Origin of the sequence: Amantichitinum ursilacus, assembly GCF_001294205.1 — a bacterium.
GTDB classification, from domain to species: domain Bacteria; phylum Pseudomonadota; class Gammaproteobacteria; order Burkholderiales; family Chitinibacteraceae; genus Amantichitinum; species Amantichitinum ursilacus.
Window position 1 is genome coordinate 357,571 of sequence record NZ_LAQT01000009.1, and the last position, 14,752, is coordinate 372,322.

The 14,752-nt window shown below is 60.5% G+C and carries 11 protein-coding genes and 1 tRNA gene; 8 read left to right on the forward strand and 4 right to left on the reverse strand.

Annotated features, from left to right (window positions below; all coding sequences use genetic code 11):
• Positions 1 to 22 precede the first annotated feature (22 nt).
• A complete protein-coding gene (locus WG78_RS12950; RefSeq protein WP_053938243.1) occupies positions 23 to 1,141 on the reverse strand; it encodes a CAP domain-containing protein in 1,119 nt (372 codons plus the stop codon).
• Between the two features lie 85 nt (positions 1,142 to 1,226).
• Positions 1,227 to 1,991, reverse strand: a complete 765-nt coding sequence (locus WG78_RS12955) for a substrate-binding periplasmic protein (protein ID WP_053938244.1) — start codon at positions 1,989 to 1,991, stop codon at positions 1,227 to 1,229.
• Positions 1,992 to 2,168: 177 nt separating this feature from the next.
• Between WG78_RS12955 and WG78_RS12960 the strand changes: the two genes are divergently transcribed.
• The gene (locus WG78_RS12960; protein WP_083459039.1) at positions 2,169 to 4,697 is read left to right on the forward strand and encodes a tetratricopeptide repeat-containing diguanylate cyclase; all 2,529 of its coding nucleotides are present in this window, start codon (positions 2,169 to 2,171) and stop codon (positions 4,695 to 4,697) included.
• A 675-nt stretch (positions 4,698 to 5,372) separates the two neighbouring features.
• Here the strand turns inward: WG78_RS12960 and WG78_RS12965 are convergent.
• A tRNA-Arg gene (locus tag WG78_RS12965) sits at positions 5,373 to 5,449 on the reverse strand.
• A gap of 137 nt (positions 5,450 to 5,586) precedes the next feature.
• Here WG78_RS12965 and WG78_RS12970 point away from each other — a divergent pair.
• The 3 genes from WG78_RS12970 to rraA all read left to right on the forward strand — a co-directional run bounded on the left by WG78_RS12970 (position 5,587) and on the right by rraA (position 7,509).
• The gene (locus WG78_RS12970) at positions 5,587 to 6,339 is read left to right on the forward strand and encodes a c-type cytochrome (protein WP_053938246.1); all 753 of its coding nucleotides are present in this window, start codon (positions 5,587 to 5,589) and stop codon (positions 6,337 to 6,339) included.
• Between the two features lie 100 nt (positions 6,340 to 6,439).
• Positions 6,440 to 6,922: a GNAT family N-acetyltransferase gene (locus WG78_RS12975; RefSeq protein WP_053938247.1), complete on the forward strand. Its 483-nt coding sequence runs from the start codon at positions 6,440 to 6,442 to the stop codon at positions 6,920 to 6,922.
• A gap of 107 nt (positions 6,923 to 7,029) precedes the next feature.
• The gene (gene rraA, locus WG78_RS12980; protein ID WP_053938248.1) at positions 7,030 to 7,509 is read left to right on the forward strand and encodes a ribonuclease E activity regulator RraA; all 480 of its coding nucleotides are present in this window, start codon (positions 7,030 to 7,032) and stop codon (positions 7,507 to 7,509) included.
• An 18-nt stretch (positions 7,510 to 7,527) separates the two neighbouring features.
• On the opposite strand, the gene WG78_RS12985 is transcribed toward rraA, so the two are convergent.
• Positions 7,528 to 8,163 carry a TetR family transcriptional regulator gene (locus WG78_RS12985; protein ID WP_053938249.1) on the reverse strand — a complete coding sequence of 212 codons (636 nt, stop codon included), beginning with the start codon at positions 8,161 to 8,163 and terminating at the stop codon, positions 7,528 to 7,530.
• A 228-nt stretch (positions 8,164 to 8,391) separates the two neighbouring features.
• On the opposite strand from WG78_RS12985, the gene WG78_RS12990 reads away from it, so the two are divergent.
• The 4 genes from WG78_RS12990 to WG78_RS23400 form a co-directional block, all read left to right on the forward strand.
• Positions 8,392 to 9,603, forward strand: a complete 1,212-nt coding sequence (locus WG78_RS12990; RefSeq protein ID WP_053938250.1) for an efflux RND transporter periplasmic adaptor subunit — start codon at positions 8,392 to 8,394, stop codon at positions 9,601 to 9,603.
• 13 nt (positions 9,604 to 9,616) lie between these two features.
• Entirely contained in the window at positions 9,617 to 12,781 is a 3,165-nt protein-coding gene (locus WG78_RS12995) for an efflux RND transporter permease subunit (protein ID WP_053938251.1), read from the forward strand.
• A complete protein-coding gene (locus tag WG78_RS13000; RefSeq protein WP_053938252.1) occupies positions 12,774 to 14,219 on the forward strand; it encodes an efflux transporter outer membrane subunit in 1,446 nt (481 codons plus the stop codon). Before WG78_RS12995 ends, WG78_RS13000 begins: the two co-directional genes overlap by 8 nt.
• Positions 14,220 to 14,646: 427 nt before the next feature.
• Positions 14,647 to 14,752, forward strand: a 106-nt coding sequence (locus WG78_RS23400; RefSeq protein WP_152969186.1) for an ESPR-type extended signal peptide-containing protein, incomplete at its 3' end; no start/stop codon positions are given.

Here is a 14,752-nt window from a genome sequence, read left to right on the forward strand (position 1 = left end):
GGCACGCTTTAATCCATCGCGATTACGGCGTAATAAACGTTACCGTGTAGCTAAAGCTGCGCGCCACGCCACCAATCAGCACATTGCCGACCGTGACGTTGATTTTGGTATCGCCGGGGCTGCGGTCCCAACCGGTGGCGCTGCTGCTGATGTTCCAGCTGAAGGTATTGTCGCCGTAGCCGTTGTCCAGCTTGCCCACGTTGCTGGTGGCGATGGCGTTGTTGGCGTCATCAGTCAGCGCCACCGTGCTGTTGCTAAAGTCCGCACCTGGATACGAGAACGACCATTGTTGCGACGGGCTGGCCACGGGGCGCGGCACATAACCGGCCGGCGGCCACGGCGTGCCATTGGCGGGCGTGTAAACCGGGCCGACATTGTCGATCACATACAGCGCGTTGGCGCTGGGCGTATCGCCTGTGCCAACGGCCGAAAGACGCGAGTACAACACCCAGCGGCGATGGCCCAGTGAGGTGACGCCGGCATCGCCCACGTACAGGCCGATGCCGCCAATCCCACCCATGCCGGGCACGCCGCTATTGAGTGCGCCGCTGCTGAGCGCCAGATTGGATTTGCCTGCTGCCGCCGCACCTACCGCGGTGTAGCAGATCCAGCTGGTGGTCGGCGCATGGCTGAGCTGATCGTTGGCATCCATCATTAATGCGGCGGCCTGGGCTCGGGCCGACTCGTCCAGCGACAAGGTGACATTGCCCGGCAGGCCAGCCATGGCGCGGTAGTAGTTCACCAGGCGCACTTCGGCATTTTTGTAGTTGAGTGGCGTGTCGCCCGGCGTGCAGGTGCTGACATTGCCGGTCCAGCTGAAGGTGGTGGCTTTCAGCGGCACCAGACCATCCTGATAGCGGGCGATGACTTCGCTGCGGTTGCTGGTGTTGATGGCGGCGAAACTGGTTTGATCGGCGCTGGAGGGTGTCGGCGTCGGTGTTGCGGTCGGGGTGGGCGTCGGCGTTGCGCCGCTGGATGCCGTGGGCGTCGGTGTCGGCGTTGCGGTCGAGCCCGCAGTTGTATTGTTGCTGCTGCCCCCGCTGGTGCTGCCGTCATCACCCCCGCCGCCGCCACCACATGCGGCCAGAATCAGTGCAATCGGTAATACGAGCCAGGTTTTGTTTGTCGCGTTATGTGTCATGCATGTCTCCGCAGGTATGGGGCGGATCATAACGGCGACCAACGCGCAGGCCGGATGTCGGTGATGGTCGTCACACCGGCGGGGGTTACGGTGGGCCGGGCAGGGCCTTCAGATAACGTGCGATATAGCGATCGTATTCGCCGCTACGTTTAAGTTGTTCCAGGCCCAGATTGAACTGGTGGACGACAAAGGCGGCGTCTTTGCGCGATACCGGCACCATCAGATACAAGGAGTTGCCGGTAAACGGCTGTTCGGAATGCACCAGCGCGCCGCGCGGCATGCCACGCAAGATGCTGGCCCCGGTGGCGTCGTTGGCCAGAAAGAAATCAGCGCGGCCCATTAGCACCATGCGCGCACAGGCATCAAAGCTGGCCGGTTGCTGCACCGCGCGCGCCGTGCCCAGCCGCGCTTGTGCTTGCTCGCCCACGGCATAACCTTGCGGCACGCATTGCACATGGCGTGCCAGTTCTTCAGGCGTGGCATTGGCGAGTTCCGGTTTGGCGTAGACCCAGGTGGTGACGTTGTAGAGTTCCTGGCTGTACACAAAGCGCTGGCTGCGGCCCGGCGTTTTAACATAAGGAAAGGTGGCGGCGAACACGCCGTTGGCGCTGTCGATTTCAGTGCGCCGCCACGGTAGCCAAGTCAGTTGGGCCTGGATGCCGCGCAGGGCAAAGGCGCGCCGCACGATGCCGGTCAGCATGCCGCCATCGGGCAGATTGCTATCGGCAAATGGCGGGTAGTCGGGGCCGGAGGCAATCTCCAGTTGCTGGCCGATTTCCGCGCGCGCAGCGGTGCTTGATGCCAAAAGCAATACGGTCAGTGCAGAGACGGCCTGTGGCCAGATACGCATGGAAGCACTCACGCTACGGGATTGATTGTTGTCTGGTCAGCATGGCACGCGTAATGCGCGCTGCAAACCTCGGGCCGCTGCCGGGCAGGGCGCGCAGTGTAGCGCTGTTGCTGCATTGCGGGGCAAAGCCGTGGTGGCCGGCAGCAGACTTGGTCCGGGCGCGCTATTCTTCAGGGCATGAAACTTTATGCCGCCCGATCTCATGTCGCCGCATTACGTACCGCTCTGGCCGAGACCGCGATGCCATCGCCCGAGCTGTTGCTGGAGCTGGCGTGGCTAACGCGCCAGGACGAAGCCGATCAGGTGGAAGCCTTGCTGGCGCGGCTGGAACCCCTGGTGGGCATCGAAGCGGTGGCGCGCGTGTTGCTGATTCGTGCCGAACTGGCCTGGCTGGCCGCGCGGCTGGATGAGGCGCTTGAGCTGATCCAGCAAGCCGACGCCGGTTTTGCCGCCGTGGCTAATCCGGCCGGGCGCGGCGATGTGGCCTTGCTGCGTTCTCGCGTGGTGCACGACCAGGGTTTGCCGGATGAACGCCAGATCGCGCTGGATCAGGCGCTGGCGTGCTATCAGCAAGCCGGCGATCTGTATCGGCAGACGGCGTGCCGTGTCTGGCTGGCGGTCGACAAGGCCTTTTTAAGCGAGCCCGCCGCCCTGGCGCTGGCTTCATCCGATGTGCATCAACACTTTGCCGAAGATCCCGCGCTGAATGGCTTGCTGTATTACGCGCGCGGCTTGTTCCAGTTTATTGAGGGCGAATATCAGGCATGTCGGCCCGCGTTTGACGAAGGTGCGCGCTTGCTGCTGGATGCCGGTCTGGTGCGTCAGGTGTTGCCGTGTCTGGCCAATGCGGGCGGCGCGATGGGCAATCTGGGCGATACCGGCGCGCAGACGCTCTATGTGGAACAAGCCTTGACCCTGGCGCGGCCGCGGCGCTGGCCGCTGAATATGGGCGCGGCCCTGTATACGCTGTCCGACGTCTATCAGACGCTGGGCCAACTGGATCAGGCCTTAAAAGCGGCCCGCGAAGCGCGCCACTGGTTGCAATCGCTAAAGCGGTCGCGCGTATTTGTGATTGCGGTGGCGTTGCTGGGCGAGGTGTGCGCCCGCCTGCAGTTGCTGGACGAGTCGCGCGGCGCGTTTGAAGAATCATTGGCGGCAGCCGAAGCGGGCGGACATCTGGATTTGATGCCGCGGGTGTTGTCCGGGCTGGCGGAATGTCTGGCGCGGCTAGGCGAAATCGCAGAGGCACTCCGGCTGGCGCATGGCGCATTGCAAGTGCCGACCCTGATTGATTTTGAAAACCGCCATCGCGCGCTGTTGGCGCTGGCGCATATCTATGTGCGACATCCGGATTTGCCCGGGCCGTCCGAACACGCCGCGCCCAGCCCGGCTTTACATTATCTGGACCTGGTGGCCGCACAACGCACACCGGACTGGCAGCCGGATGATGACTATCTGGCCACCTGTGCGTTGGCGTGGGAGCAGGTTGGCGATGCGGTCAAAGCCTTGCAGTTTGAGCGCCGCCGTATTGAAGCGTTAAACCGCGAAAACACCCAGCGCGCCACGCGCCAGATCGCCACCACTTCGGCGCGGCACGAAGCCGAAAACGCGCAACGCGAAGCGGCGTATCAGCGCGAGCTGCTGGCCACCGAGCGCCGTAAGTTGGCGATTCTGGAAAGTCTGGGCGCCATCGGCCAGGAAATTACCGCCACACCGGATCTGCATGCCATCTTTGCCACGCTGTCACGTCATGCTGGCACGTTGCTGGATGTGGCCGGGCTGCGCGTATGGCTGGCGGAAGGGGATCATCTGGTGCCCGCGTATTCAGTGGAAGGCAGCAACACCACGCCTGGGCCGGTGATTGCGCTGGATGACCCGAAATCCAACAGCGCGCGTGCGTTCAGGGAGCGGCGCGAGCTGCTGGTGGAGTTTGGTCCGGACGAACAAGACCCGCGCCACATTCCCGGCACCTTGCCCATGCACACGCTGTTGTTTGCCCCGTTGACCGTGGGGCCGCGCATGCTGGGCGTGATCTCGATCCAGTCCAGTCGCGTGCATGCGTATGGCGAAGTCGAACAACTGGTGTTCCGTAATATCGCGGCCTATAGCGCCGTGGCTTTGGGCAATGCACTTAACTATCAGATGCTGAGCGAATCGCATCAGGAGTTGGTGCAAACGCAAGAAGAACTGGAGCGTCATGCCACCGTCGACGCACTGACCGGCCTGCATAACCGTCGCTATCTGATGTGGTGCGCCGCCCGCAATGTGGAACGCGCTGCGCGCACGCGCCAGCCGCTGACGCTGCTGATGGTTGATCTCGACTTCTTTAAAAGCATCAACGATAGCCACGGCCATGCCGCTGGCGACCTGGCACTGACCGAAGCCGCCCGTATCCTCAAAACCTGCGTGCGCCCCGATGATGTGGTGGCCCGCTACGGCGGCGAAGAGTTTGTGCTGCTGCTGCCCGGCACCCCATTGCCCCGCGCCGCCGAAGTGGCCGAACGCATCCGCCTGGCCATTGCCCGGCAATCCATGGAATTTGAAGAACTGCGCCTGCGCGTCACCGTAAGCATCGGCGTCGCCGACTGGCAACCGGGCGAGCCGGATCTGGATAACACATTGCGACGCGCGGACCAGGCCTTGTATCTGGCCAAGGCGGCAGGGAGAAATACGGTGAAGGTGAGCGCGGCAACAGGGGTGGAATGAAGGGCGTCAGGATGGGCGCACGGTAAAGATGGATGGAGTGACCGGGTGATGTGAGACCGGTGTCATTGGATGTGGTTGATGTGGTTGTGGTTGGTGTGATTGATTTGGTTAAAAGGGCGCGACGCCCAAGCCGACGGTCGCGGGAACGCGGGGTGGGTGGTGTTGAAAACATAACGGCGGTGGCATAACCGAAATGTGCGTTGCCCTACGGGTAACGCACCCTACACATCATTTTTGCCAGGCGGCGTTGGGCGGTGGGTCCAGACCCACCCTATAAGAAGTGGTGGCAGGGTGACAGCGAAGCGCATCGCTCGGCAACGCAGAAAAGATCGGCAGTGCAGCGCCCCGATCAAGGCGACAGCGAAGCGCATCGCCCAAAGTAGGAGCGCAGCGAATTGCCGCCCCACGAGAGCGAAGCGATTCGCGGCTCAGCAAAGCAAAGAGCGCAGCGAATTTGCAAACAAAAAGCGGCAGCGCAGCGGCCCGCGCGCATGCAAGCGGCGACAGCGCAGCGCCGCCACAGAGGAAGTTGAATCACAAACGTATCGGGAGCGTCGCAGTGTACGCAGGTTGCGTACCGCCGGAGCGGAAGAAGCGGAGTGGGCTTGATGCCCATGAGCATTCTGAGCACCGCCGGGACGCAAGATGCGTGCGCTGCGGCGATCCAACAAAGAATGGTGCGCCCGACAGGGATCGAACCTGTGACCTTCAGCTTCGGAAACTGACACTCTATCCAACTGAGCTACGGGCGCACTTGCAGTGAGGGCCGGATAATAACGCGTTTGTTTCACAGCGTCTATGCGCTTTCCCGCGGTGGGCCTTGTCGGTATAATTCGCCGCAATTCTGAATTTCACCTTCGCAACACGAACAACTAAAAGGGATGGCAGCATGAGCGGTTCGAACGCTTCCGGAGTCAAGAGCTTTGTTGGCCTGATTGTTGCGGCACTGATCGGAGTGCCGTTGTTTATTTTCATGGTGGTCAAATTGTTCACCGCCGGTAGCGGTGTCGATCTGGGCCTGTCGACCATGACCAACGAAGCCATTTCGGCTCGTCTGCAGCCTGTGGGCGTCAGCAAAGTCGTCGATAGCGCACCTCCGGGTTCGCGTACTGGCAAGATGGTCTTCGAAGCCGTCTGTATTGCCTGTCATGGCGCGGGCCTGGCGGGCTCGCCCAAGTTTGGCGACGCTGGCATGTGGGGTCCGCGTATTGCCAAGGGCTTTGACACGCTGATCGACCATGCGCTGCACGGCTTTAACGCCATGCCGGCTCGCGGTGGCGCCGCGGATCTGACCGATGACGAAGTGAAGCGCGCAGTGGCTTATATGGCCAACGCGGGCGGTGCCAAGTTTGTGGCGCCGGAACCGGCTGCAGGTGCAGGCGGCGCCATCGACCCTGAAGTCAAGGGCAAGGAAGTTTTCGAGAGTACCTGCAAAACCTGCCACGGCACCGGTCTGCTGGGCGCGCCCACTTTTGGTGACAAAGGTCAGTGGGCCGCCAAGCTCAATGGCAAGGATCCGAAAGCCGTTATCGAGAACGTGCTCAAGAACGGCAATGGTCAAATGCCGGTCAAGGGTGGTTACACCGGTAGCGACGACGAGTTCCGCGCTGCTGCGCACTACATGATCAACCACGCCAAATAAGCGTTGTTGAGCAGCAAAACGTAGCAAAAACGGGCGACCACAGTGTCGCCCGTTTGCTTTGGTACTTTTACCAAATGCCTTTGATAAGGAAAAAACTGCAATGCCCATCGTCCCGGTAATCCGAAATGCCACACCCGCCGACGTGCCCGCCATTCTGGCCATGGTGGCCGAACTGGCCGAATTCGAGAAGCTGACCCATCTGCTGGATATGAGCGAGCAGCGTCTGCACGACGATCTGTTTGGCGCGCGTCCGGTGATCTATGCGGTGGTGGCGGAAGTGGACAGCGGCGTGCAGGCCTTCGCGCTGTATTTTGAAAATTACTCCACCTTTTTGACCCGCCGCGGCCTGTATCTGGAAGACCTGTATGTACGCCCGGCCCTGCGTGGCCAAGGGCTGGGTAAAACCTTGCTGAAGCACCTGGCAAAGATCGCCTACGAGCGCGGATATGGTCGTTTTGACTGGAGCGTGCTCGACTGGAATGCCAACGCGATCAGCTTTTATCAAAGTCTGGGCGCGGATGTATTGCCCGATTGGCGCATTTGCCGCGTAACGGGCGACGCATTGGCCAGGCTGGCCAGCTAAGCGCCCGTTCGGGCTGCCGCCGGGCTCATGCGCGCCGCCAGGCTGGCGCTGTGCGCGGCTGCTAAGATGCACAACATCTGCCCAACCCGCCCGAGAGCGTTGCCGCCATGCCGATTGCTACCGCCGATTTGATCGATGCCGTACCCGATGCGCCATCCTGCGATACCCAGTTTGTGCACTACGGCCGCAAGCTGAAGATGGAAGGGCGCATCCGCACGGTGCGCGTGTCGGGCGACAACGCTTTGGTTAAACAAACGCTGGCTACGCCCGGTGCCGGCGCGATCCTGGTGGTGGATGGCGGCGGCTCGCTGCATAGCGCGTTGGTGGGCGATTTGATTGCGACCTCGGCGCTGGAAAATGGCTGGGGCGGACTCGTTATTTACGGCGCGGTGCGCGATACAGCGATTCTGCAAACGCTGTACTTCGGCATCAAGGCGCTGGGTAGCAATCCGCGTAAAAGCGCCAAGTCAGGTGCGGGCGACGTGGATGTGCCGGTGGGTTTTGGCGGCATCACGTTTACGCCGGGCCACTATCTATATAGCGATGAGGACGGCATTGTCGTCCTGCCCGAGCCGCTGGAAATCTGATGTCGATTTGGTGCCGATTCAGGCCTGCTGCAGCGCGGGGCTGAGTCGCAACATATCGATGTACGCATCAATCATGCGTTCGGCTTCGGCTTGCAGATCAAACCGGTCTGGCTCAAACAACCACAGGCCCAATGCACCGGTCAGGATGCTGTGCAACATCACTTCGGCGCGCTGCACATTGAGCGTGCCCGGCATCTGACCGCGCTCGATGGCCTGGCGCAGCAATCCTTGCACGCGCGCCGCCCCATCTTTCATCGCGGCGTGCCGTCGTTGTAATACGGCATCGATATCCTCGGTGTATTCGCATTTATTAAACAGCACATCAAACACACGGCGCTGACGTTCGTCGCTAGTAGTTTCCTGCATCACCTTGACGATACCCTGACGCAACTGGCTCAATGGATCTTGATACAAACCGGTAGTGTCCGGTTCCAGCGCGGTTTCCATCGGCAGGCAAATGCGGTCTGCCATTGCATTGAATAAATCCGACTTGTTTTTGAAATGCCAATAGATCGCGCCCCGCGTCAGCCCGGCGGCGTCCGCGATGTGGTGGAGCGAAGTTCTGGCAACGCCTTGTGCACTGAACAGGCGTTCAGCCGTTTCAAGAATCAGCGCGCGTGTTTCCTGCGCTTCTTCTTTGGTTTTTCTGGCCATGCGATTGAACCTTTGAGGTCAGCTCCGGTCTGGTTTCCGGCTGAATAGTAAAATCCTTAATTATTTTCGGGCTCATACATACAACCTCGAATGTATGTATGTTACGATCCGCTGCGACTTTTTACCAATAAGTCTGTTCAGGTCGGCATAAGACCGGCTCGCCTGGTGCACTTTGCGGCGATATTTTTTTTTGAACGCTTTCTTTACTTGAATCTCACGGGGACGCTCATGCGTGACAACAAGACTCCATTCCGCCTACGCCTTGCCACGGTGGCCGCACTTGCGGCCATCGCGACGCTGAGTGCTTGCGGTGAAAAGCCGGCGCAACAAGCGCCGTCCGGCCCGCCTGAAGTCAATACGGTGCAAGTCAGCCAGGGCAATCTGCCGCTGACCACCGAACTGCAAGGTCGCGTCAATGCCGTGCGTGTGGCCGAAGTGCGTGCCCGCGCCGCTGGCATCGTGCTTAAGCGCACCTTTGAAGAAGGCTCGGACGTAAAGGCCGGCCAGGTGCTGTTCCGTATTGACCCGGCCCCGTTGCAAGCCACGCTGGATAGCGCCAAAGCCGCGCAGGCCAATGCCGAGGCCGCGCTGGCGCAAGCAAAACTGGTGGAAGGCCGCTATCGCGATCTGGTGACCGTTAATGCTGTGTCGAAGCAGGATTACGACAATGCGCTGATCGCGGTCAAACAAGGCGAAGCGCAAGTGGCCTCGGCCAAAGCGCAAGTCACCAGCGCCAACCTGAACCTGGGCTATACCACCGTAACCTCGCCGATCTCCGGCACCGTCGGCAAGGCGCAAGTCACCGAAGGCGCATTGGTGGGTCAGGGTGAAGCCACGTTGCTGGCGACGGTTACCCAGACCGATCCGATCTACGTCGACGTCACCCAGTCCAGCACCGAACTGCTGAAACTGCGGCGCGCGCTGCAATCGGGCAAGGTGAAGGGCGCGCAAGGTTCGACCGCCGAAGTATCACTGATCCTGGAAGACGGCAGCGTGTACAGCCAGAAGGGCAAGCTGCTGTTCTCCGACATCACCGTCGATCAAACCAGCGGCATGGTCACGCTGCGTGCTGAATTCCCGAACCCGCATCACGACCTGCTGCCGGGCATGTATGTGCGTGCCAAGGTGGCGCAAGCCGTGCAGGACAACGCGATTACCGTGCCGCAAATGGCCGTGCAACGTGGCCCCACCGGCAACGCCAGCGTGATGGTTGTTGGCGCCGACGGCAAAGTCGAAGCGCGTCCGATTACCACTGGCGCTGCGGTGGGGAATGTGTGGGTGGTCAGTAGCGGTCTTAAAGCCGGCGAGCAAGTGATTGTGGCTGGCCTGCAGAAGGTTAAACCGGGTGCGCAAGTGAAAGCCGTGCCTGCCGCAGATGCTTCGGCACCTGCCGCTGCGCCTGCTTCCGCTGCTGCCTCGGCCAACGCCGCCGCAAACTGATCGGGAGTTACACATGGCAAGATTTTTTATTGATCGCCCGATCTTTGCGTGGGTGATCGCCATCGTCATCATGATGGCCGGGATATTGGCAATGCGTACCTTGCCGATCTCCCAATATCCGACGATTGCTCCGCCGTCCGTGGCCATTACCGCCACCTACCCGGGCGCATCGGCCAAGACGGTTGAAGACACGGTCACGCAGGTGATCGAGCAACAAATGAACGGGATCGACAACCTGCTGTATATGGCGTCGACCAGTGATTCGTCAGGTGCGGTTTCGATTACCTTGACGTTCAAGGCGGGCACCAACCCGGATATCGCGCAGGTTCAGGTGCAGAACAAACTGCAACTAGCCACGCCGCTGCTGCCGCAAGAAGTGCAGCAGCAAGGTATTCGCGTTGCCAAAGCCACCAAGAACTTCATGATGGTGCTCGGTTTTGTGTCGGAAGACGGCAGCATGAACCGCAATGACCTGGGCGATTATCTGTCGGCCAACGTCAAAGACCCGATCAGCCGCGTGCAGGGTGTGGGTGACATTCAGGTGTTTGGCTCGCAATACGCCATGCGCATCTGGCTGGACCCCAACAAGCTGGCCAGCTATCAACTGACGGCGCTGGATGTCAGCAACGCCATTTCGGCGCAGAACGTGCAGGTTTCCGCTGGCCAGTTGGGTGGCGCGCCTGCGGTGCCGGGGCAAGAGCTGAACGCCACGATTACCGCGCAAACGCGTCTGCAGACTGCCGCCGAGTTCGACCAGATTCTGCTGAAGGTCAACACCGACGGCAGCCAGGTGCGGCTGAAAGATGTGGCGCGTTCCGAACTGGGTGGTGAAGACTATTCGATTCTGAGCCGCTACAACGGCAAGCCTGCATCCGGTCTGGCCATCAAGCTGGCCACCGGCGCCAACGCGCTCGACACCGCAGCCGCGGTGCGCGCGAAGGTGGATGATCTGTCGCGCTTCTTCCCGCAAGGGCTGAAGGTGGCTTATCCGTACGACACCACCCCGTTCGTCAAGCTGTCGATTGAAGACGTGGTCAAGACCCTGCTCGAAGCTATCGTGCTGGTGTTCCTGGTGATGTACCTGTTCTTGCAGAACTTCCGCGCCACGCTGATCCCGACGATCGCCGTGCCAGTGGTGTTGCTGGGTACATTCGGCATTCTGTCGATCGCGGGTTTCTCGATTAACGTACTGACCATGTTCGGGATGGTGCTGGCGATCGGTCTGCTGGTCGATGACGCCATCGTCGTGGTCGAAAACGTTGAGCGGGTGATGAGCGAAGAAGGTCTGTCGCCCAAAGAAGCCACGCGTAAATCGATGGACCAGATCACCGGCGCGCTGGTGGGTATTGCGCTGGTGCTGTCCGCGGTGTTTGTGCCAATGGCGTTCTTTGGTGGCTCTACCGGCGCGATTTATCGCCAGTTCTCCATCACCATCGTCTCGGCCATGGCGCTGTCGGTGCTGGTGGCGTTGGTACTGACGCCGGCGCTGTGCGCCACGCTGCTCAAGCCAATCCAGAAAGGCCATCACGTTAAAGACACCGGCTTTTTTGGCTGGTTTAACAACAAGTTCGATGCGGCCAACCTGCGTTATCAGTCGGCCGTCGGTGGTGTGATCAAACGCTCGGTGCGCTTTTTCCTGATCTATTTTGTGATCATCGGGATTATGGCGTTCCTGTTTATCCGCATGCCGACCGCGTTCTTGCCGGATGAAGACCAGGGCATTCTGTTTACTCAGGTGCAATTGCCGGTGGGCGCCACGCAAGAGCAAACGCTCAAGTCGATCGTCAAGATGGAAAACCATTTCCTGCAAGACGAAAAGAGCGATGTGGAGTCGGTGTTCTCGGTGGCGGGCTTCAGCTTTGCCGGTCGTGGCCAGAACATGGGTCTTGCGTTTGTACGCCTGAAAGACTGGAGCGTGCGCGGCGATAAAGACCAGAAAGTGACGGCCATCGCCAATCGGGCCATGGGCGCATTCAGCCAGTACAAAGAAGCGATGGCTTTTGCCTTTGCTCCGCCTGCGGTACTGGAACTGGGTAACGCCACCGGCTTTGACTTGCAGCTGCAGGATCGTGGCGGTGTGGGTCATGACAAGCTGATTGAAGCGCGCAACATGCTGCTGGGCATGGCGGCCAAAAACCCCAACCTGGTGGCGGTGCGCCCCAACGGCATGGAAGACACGCCGCAGTACAAGATCGAGGTGGATCAGCAGAAAGCCTCGGCGCTGGGCCTGAGCCTGTCGGATATCAACAAGACACTATCGACCGCGTGGGGCTCGTCCTATGTCAATGACTTCATTGATAAAGGCCGCGTGAAGAAGGTGTATGTGCAATCCGACGCGCAGTTCCGCATGCTGCCGCAAGACGTGGACAAGTGGTATGTGCGTAACAACAAGGGCCAGATGGTGCCGTTCTCGGCCTTCTCGACCGCGCACTGGATCTACGGTTCGCCCAAGCTGGAACGCTACAACGGGATTTCGTCCGTCGAAATTCTGGGTGCGCCGGCACCGGGCAAATCCACCGGTGACGCCATGACCGAAGTCGAAGCCATGATTGCCAAACTGCCGCCAGGCATTGGTTATGAGTGGACCGGCCTGTCGTTTGAAGAAAAAGCGTCCGGTTCGCAAGCGCCGATGTTGTACGCGATTTCGCTGGCAGTGGTGTTCTTGTGTCTGGCCGCACTGTACGAAAGCTGGGCGATTCCGTTCTCGGTGATGCTGGTGGTGCCGCTGGGTGTGATTGGCGCGCTGCTGGCCGCAACCGGCCGCGGCCTGTCCAACGACGTGTACTTCCAGGTGGGTCTGCTGACCACTATCGGTCTGTCTGCCAAGAACGCGATTCTGATCGTGGAATTTGCCAAAGAACTGCATGAAAGCGGCAAGTCGCTGTATGACGCCACCATCGAGGCGGTGCGCATGCGCTTGCGCCCGATTCTGATGACGTCGATTGCGTTTATCCTGGGCGTGTTGCCGCTGGTGATTGCCAACGGCGCGGGTTCGGGCAGCCAGAACGCCATCGGTACCGGCGTGGCAGGCGGTATGGTGACGGCCACCGTGCTGGCAATCTTCTTCGTGCCTTTGTTCTTTGTGGTGGTAAACCGCTTCTTCCACATTCCGGATGCAAAACCCGAAGCGACCCCGGCGCAGGCTTTGCCGGCCCCGGAGGGAGACAAACATGACTAAGCAATTATTTCTGGTCACCGCGCTGGCCGCCGCGCTGAGTGCGTGCACACTGGCGCCGACCTACCAACGCCCGGCCAGCCCGGTGGGTGCGTTCCCCACCGGGGGTGCGTTTGGTGACAACACGGCGCAAGGCAAAACCTTGGCGGCCGATATCGGCTGGCAGGATTTCTTTGCCGACGCGCGTCTGCAAAAGCTGATTGAACTGTCGCTGCAAAACAACCGCGATTTGCGTGTGGCGGTACTGCAGGTTGAACAGGCTCGCGCTCAATATCAGATTCAACGCGCAGATCTGTTCCCGACCATCAATGCGGCCGCGCAGGGCACCCGTGCCCATACGCCGGCCAATATGAATACGTCGGGCCGCGAAGTAACCGGCAACAGCTTCAGCGCCAATCTGGGCTTTACTTCGTACGAACTTGATTTGTTCGGCCGCGTGCAGAGCCTGAAAAACGCCGCGCTGGAAAGCTATTTCGGCACCGCGGAAGCGCAAAAGACCGCGCAGATTACGTTGGTGTCCGAAGTAGCCAGCCAGTATCTGACCGTGCTGTCGGCCGAGGCGCAATTAGACCTGGCCAACGAAACGCTGAAGTCGTATCAGTCGAGCTTTGATCTGACCAAACGCCGGTTTGACGTCGGCGCGGCGTCGGCGCTGGATCTGGCCTCGGTGCAGTCGCAGCTGAACACGGCGCAAGGCGCAGCGGCGCAAGCCATCCAGCAAAAGGCGCAAGCCGAAAACGCTCTGGCATTTTTGATTGGCCAGCCGTTGCCGGCTGACCTGCCGCCCGAGCCCAAACTGGGTGACGAGCAAATGTTGGCCGATTTGCCAGCCGGTTTGTCCAGCGATTTGCTGGAACGCCGTCCGGACATCGTCCAGGCCGAGCACGCGCTGAAAGCCGCTAACGCCAATATTGGCGCAGCGCGCGCCGCGTTCTTCCCGACCATCTCGCTGACCGGCGCGTATGGCTCGTCCAGCCCGGCATTGAGCGGGCTGTTTGGCAGCGGCCAGAGCGCATGGAGCTTCGGCCCCAGCATTACCATGCCGATCTTTGACGGTGGCCGGAACAGCGCCAATCTCGACGTGGCCAACACCCAGCAGAAAATCGCTGTGGCCAACTATGAGAAGTCGATCCAGTCCGCGTTCCGTGAAGTATCGGATGGCCTGGTGGCGCGCCATCAACTGGACGATCAGATCAAGGCCCAATCCGATCTGGTGCAAGCGGAAAGCACCCGCTACAACCTGTCGCAACTGCGTTACGACAAAGGCGTAGACAGCTATCTGTCGACGCTGGATTCGCAGCGCTCGTTGTTCAGTGCGCAGCAAAGTCTGATCAGCCTGCAACTGTCGCGGCTGACCAATCTGGTGAGCTTGTACAAGTCGCTGGGGGGCGGTTGGGTCAGCAAGACCGGTGAAGCGCCGGCGGAAGTGGCCAGCAAGTAATTCAGCCCCTGCTACGGCAACGCAAAGCCCCGTCTTCTGCAAAGAGGCGGGGCTTTTTGTTGCGCGCAAGACCGCAGCCGGGCGGCCTTTGGTCTGATCACAAATCGCATATGCAGCAATGGCCGCTTGCATGCTGCCTTGATCTGGGCAGGGCGTCCGCGCCCGCGGTTTAGCAAACACCACAGTCAGGGCAGGCGCGCTCAAAAAAAGTCCACATAACGCGTTGTATTGATGGACTGCTGCCCAATACGTAATTTCAAGAATTTGCGCCCGGCTGACCGCCGCTTTCGTGCGCGAAAGTGGTCTCGAGTTCATTGCGCCGCCTGGATTTTACGATGTGAATCTGACCAGGTTCGTCCCCACTGCCTGGTTGTTAGCCTGCGGGACCTGTGCATCCGCACGTCCAATTCCGAAGGCTCCGATTCCGATGAACCAACGCCGCTATCGCCTGGTGTTTAACCGCACCCGTGGCCTGTTGATGGCCGTGGCCGAAACCACCGTGGGCCAACGCCAGAGCGCCAGCGGCAGCACCG

Coding starts and splice junctions, on each gene's coding strand:
- WG78_RS12950 (WP_053938243.1), bottom strand. CDS start 1,141: ATGACACATAACGCGACAAACAAAACCTGGCTCGTATTACCGATTGCA.
- WG78_RS12955 (WP_053938244.1), bottom strand. CDS start 1,991: ATGCGTATCTGGCCACAGGCCGTCTCTGCACTGACCGTATTGCTTTTG.
- WG78_RS12975 (WP_053938247.1), top strand. CDS start 6,440: ATGCCCATCGTCCCGGTAATCCGAAATGCCACACCCGCCGACGTGCCC.
- WG78_RS13000 (WP_053938252.1), top strand. CDS start 12,774: ATGACTAAGCAATTATTTCTGGTCACCGCGCTGGCCGCCGCGCTGAGT.
- WG78_RS12960 (WP_083459039.1), top strand. CDS start 2,169: ATGAAACTTTATGCCGCCCGATCTCATGTCGCCGCATTACGTACCGCT.
- WG78_RS12970 (WP_053938246.1), top strand. CDS start 5,587: ATGAGCGGTTCGAACGCTTCCGGAGTCAAGAGCTTTGTTGGCCTGATT.
- WG78_RS12985 (WP_053938249.1), bottom strand. CDS start 8,163: ATGGCCAGAAAAACCAAAGAAGAAGCGCAGGAAACACGCGCGCTGATT.
- rraA (WP_053938248.1), top strand. CDS start 7,030: ATGCCGATTGCTACCGCCGATTTGATCGATGCCGTACCCGATGCGCCA.
- WG78_RS12995 (WP_053938251.1), top strand. CDS start 9,617: ATGGCAAGATTTTTTATTGATCGCCCGATCTTTGCGTGGGTGATCGCC.
- WG78_RS12990 (WP_053938250.1), top strand. CDS start 8,392: ATGCGTGACAACAAGACTCCATTCCGCCTACGCCTTGCCACGGTGGCC.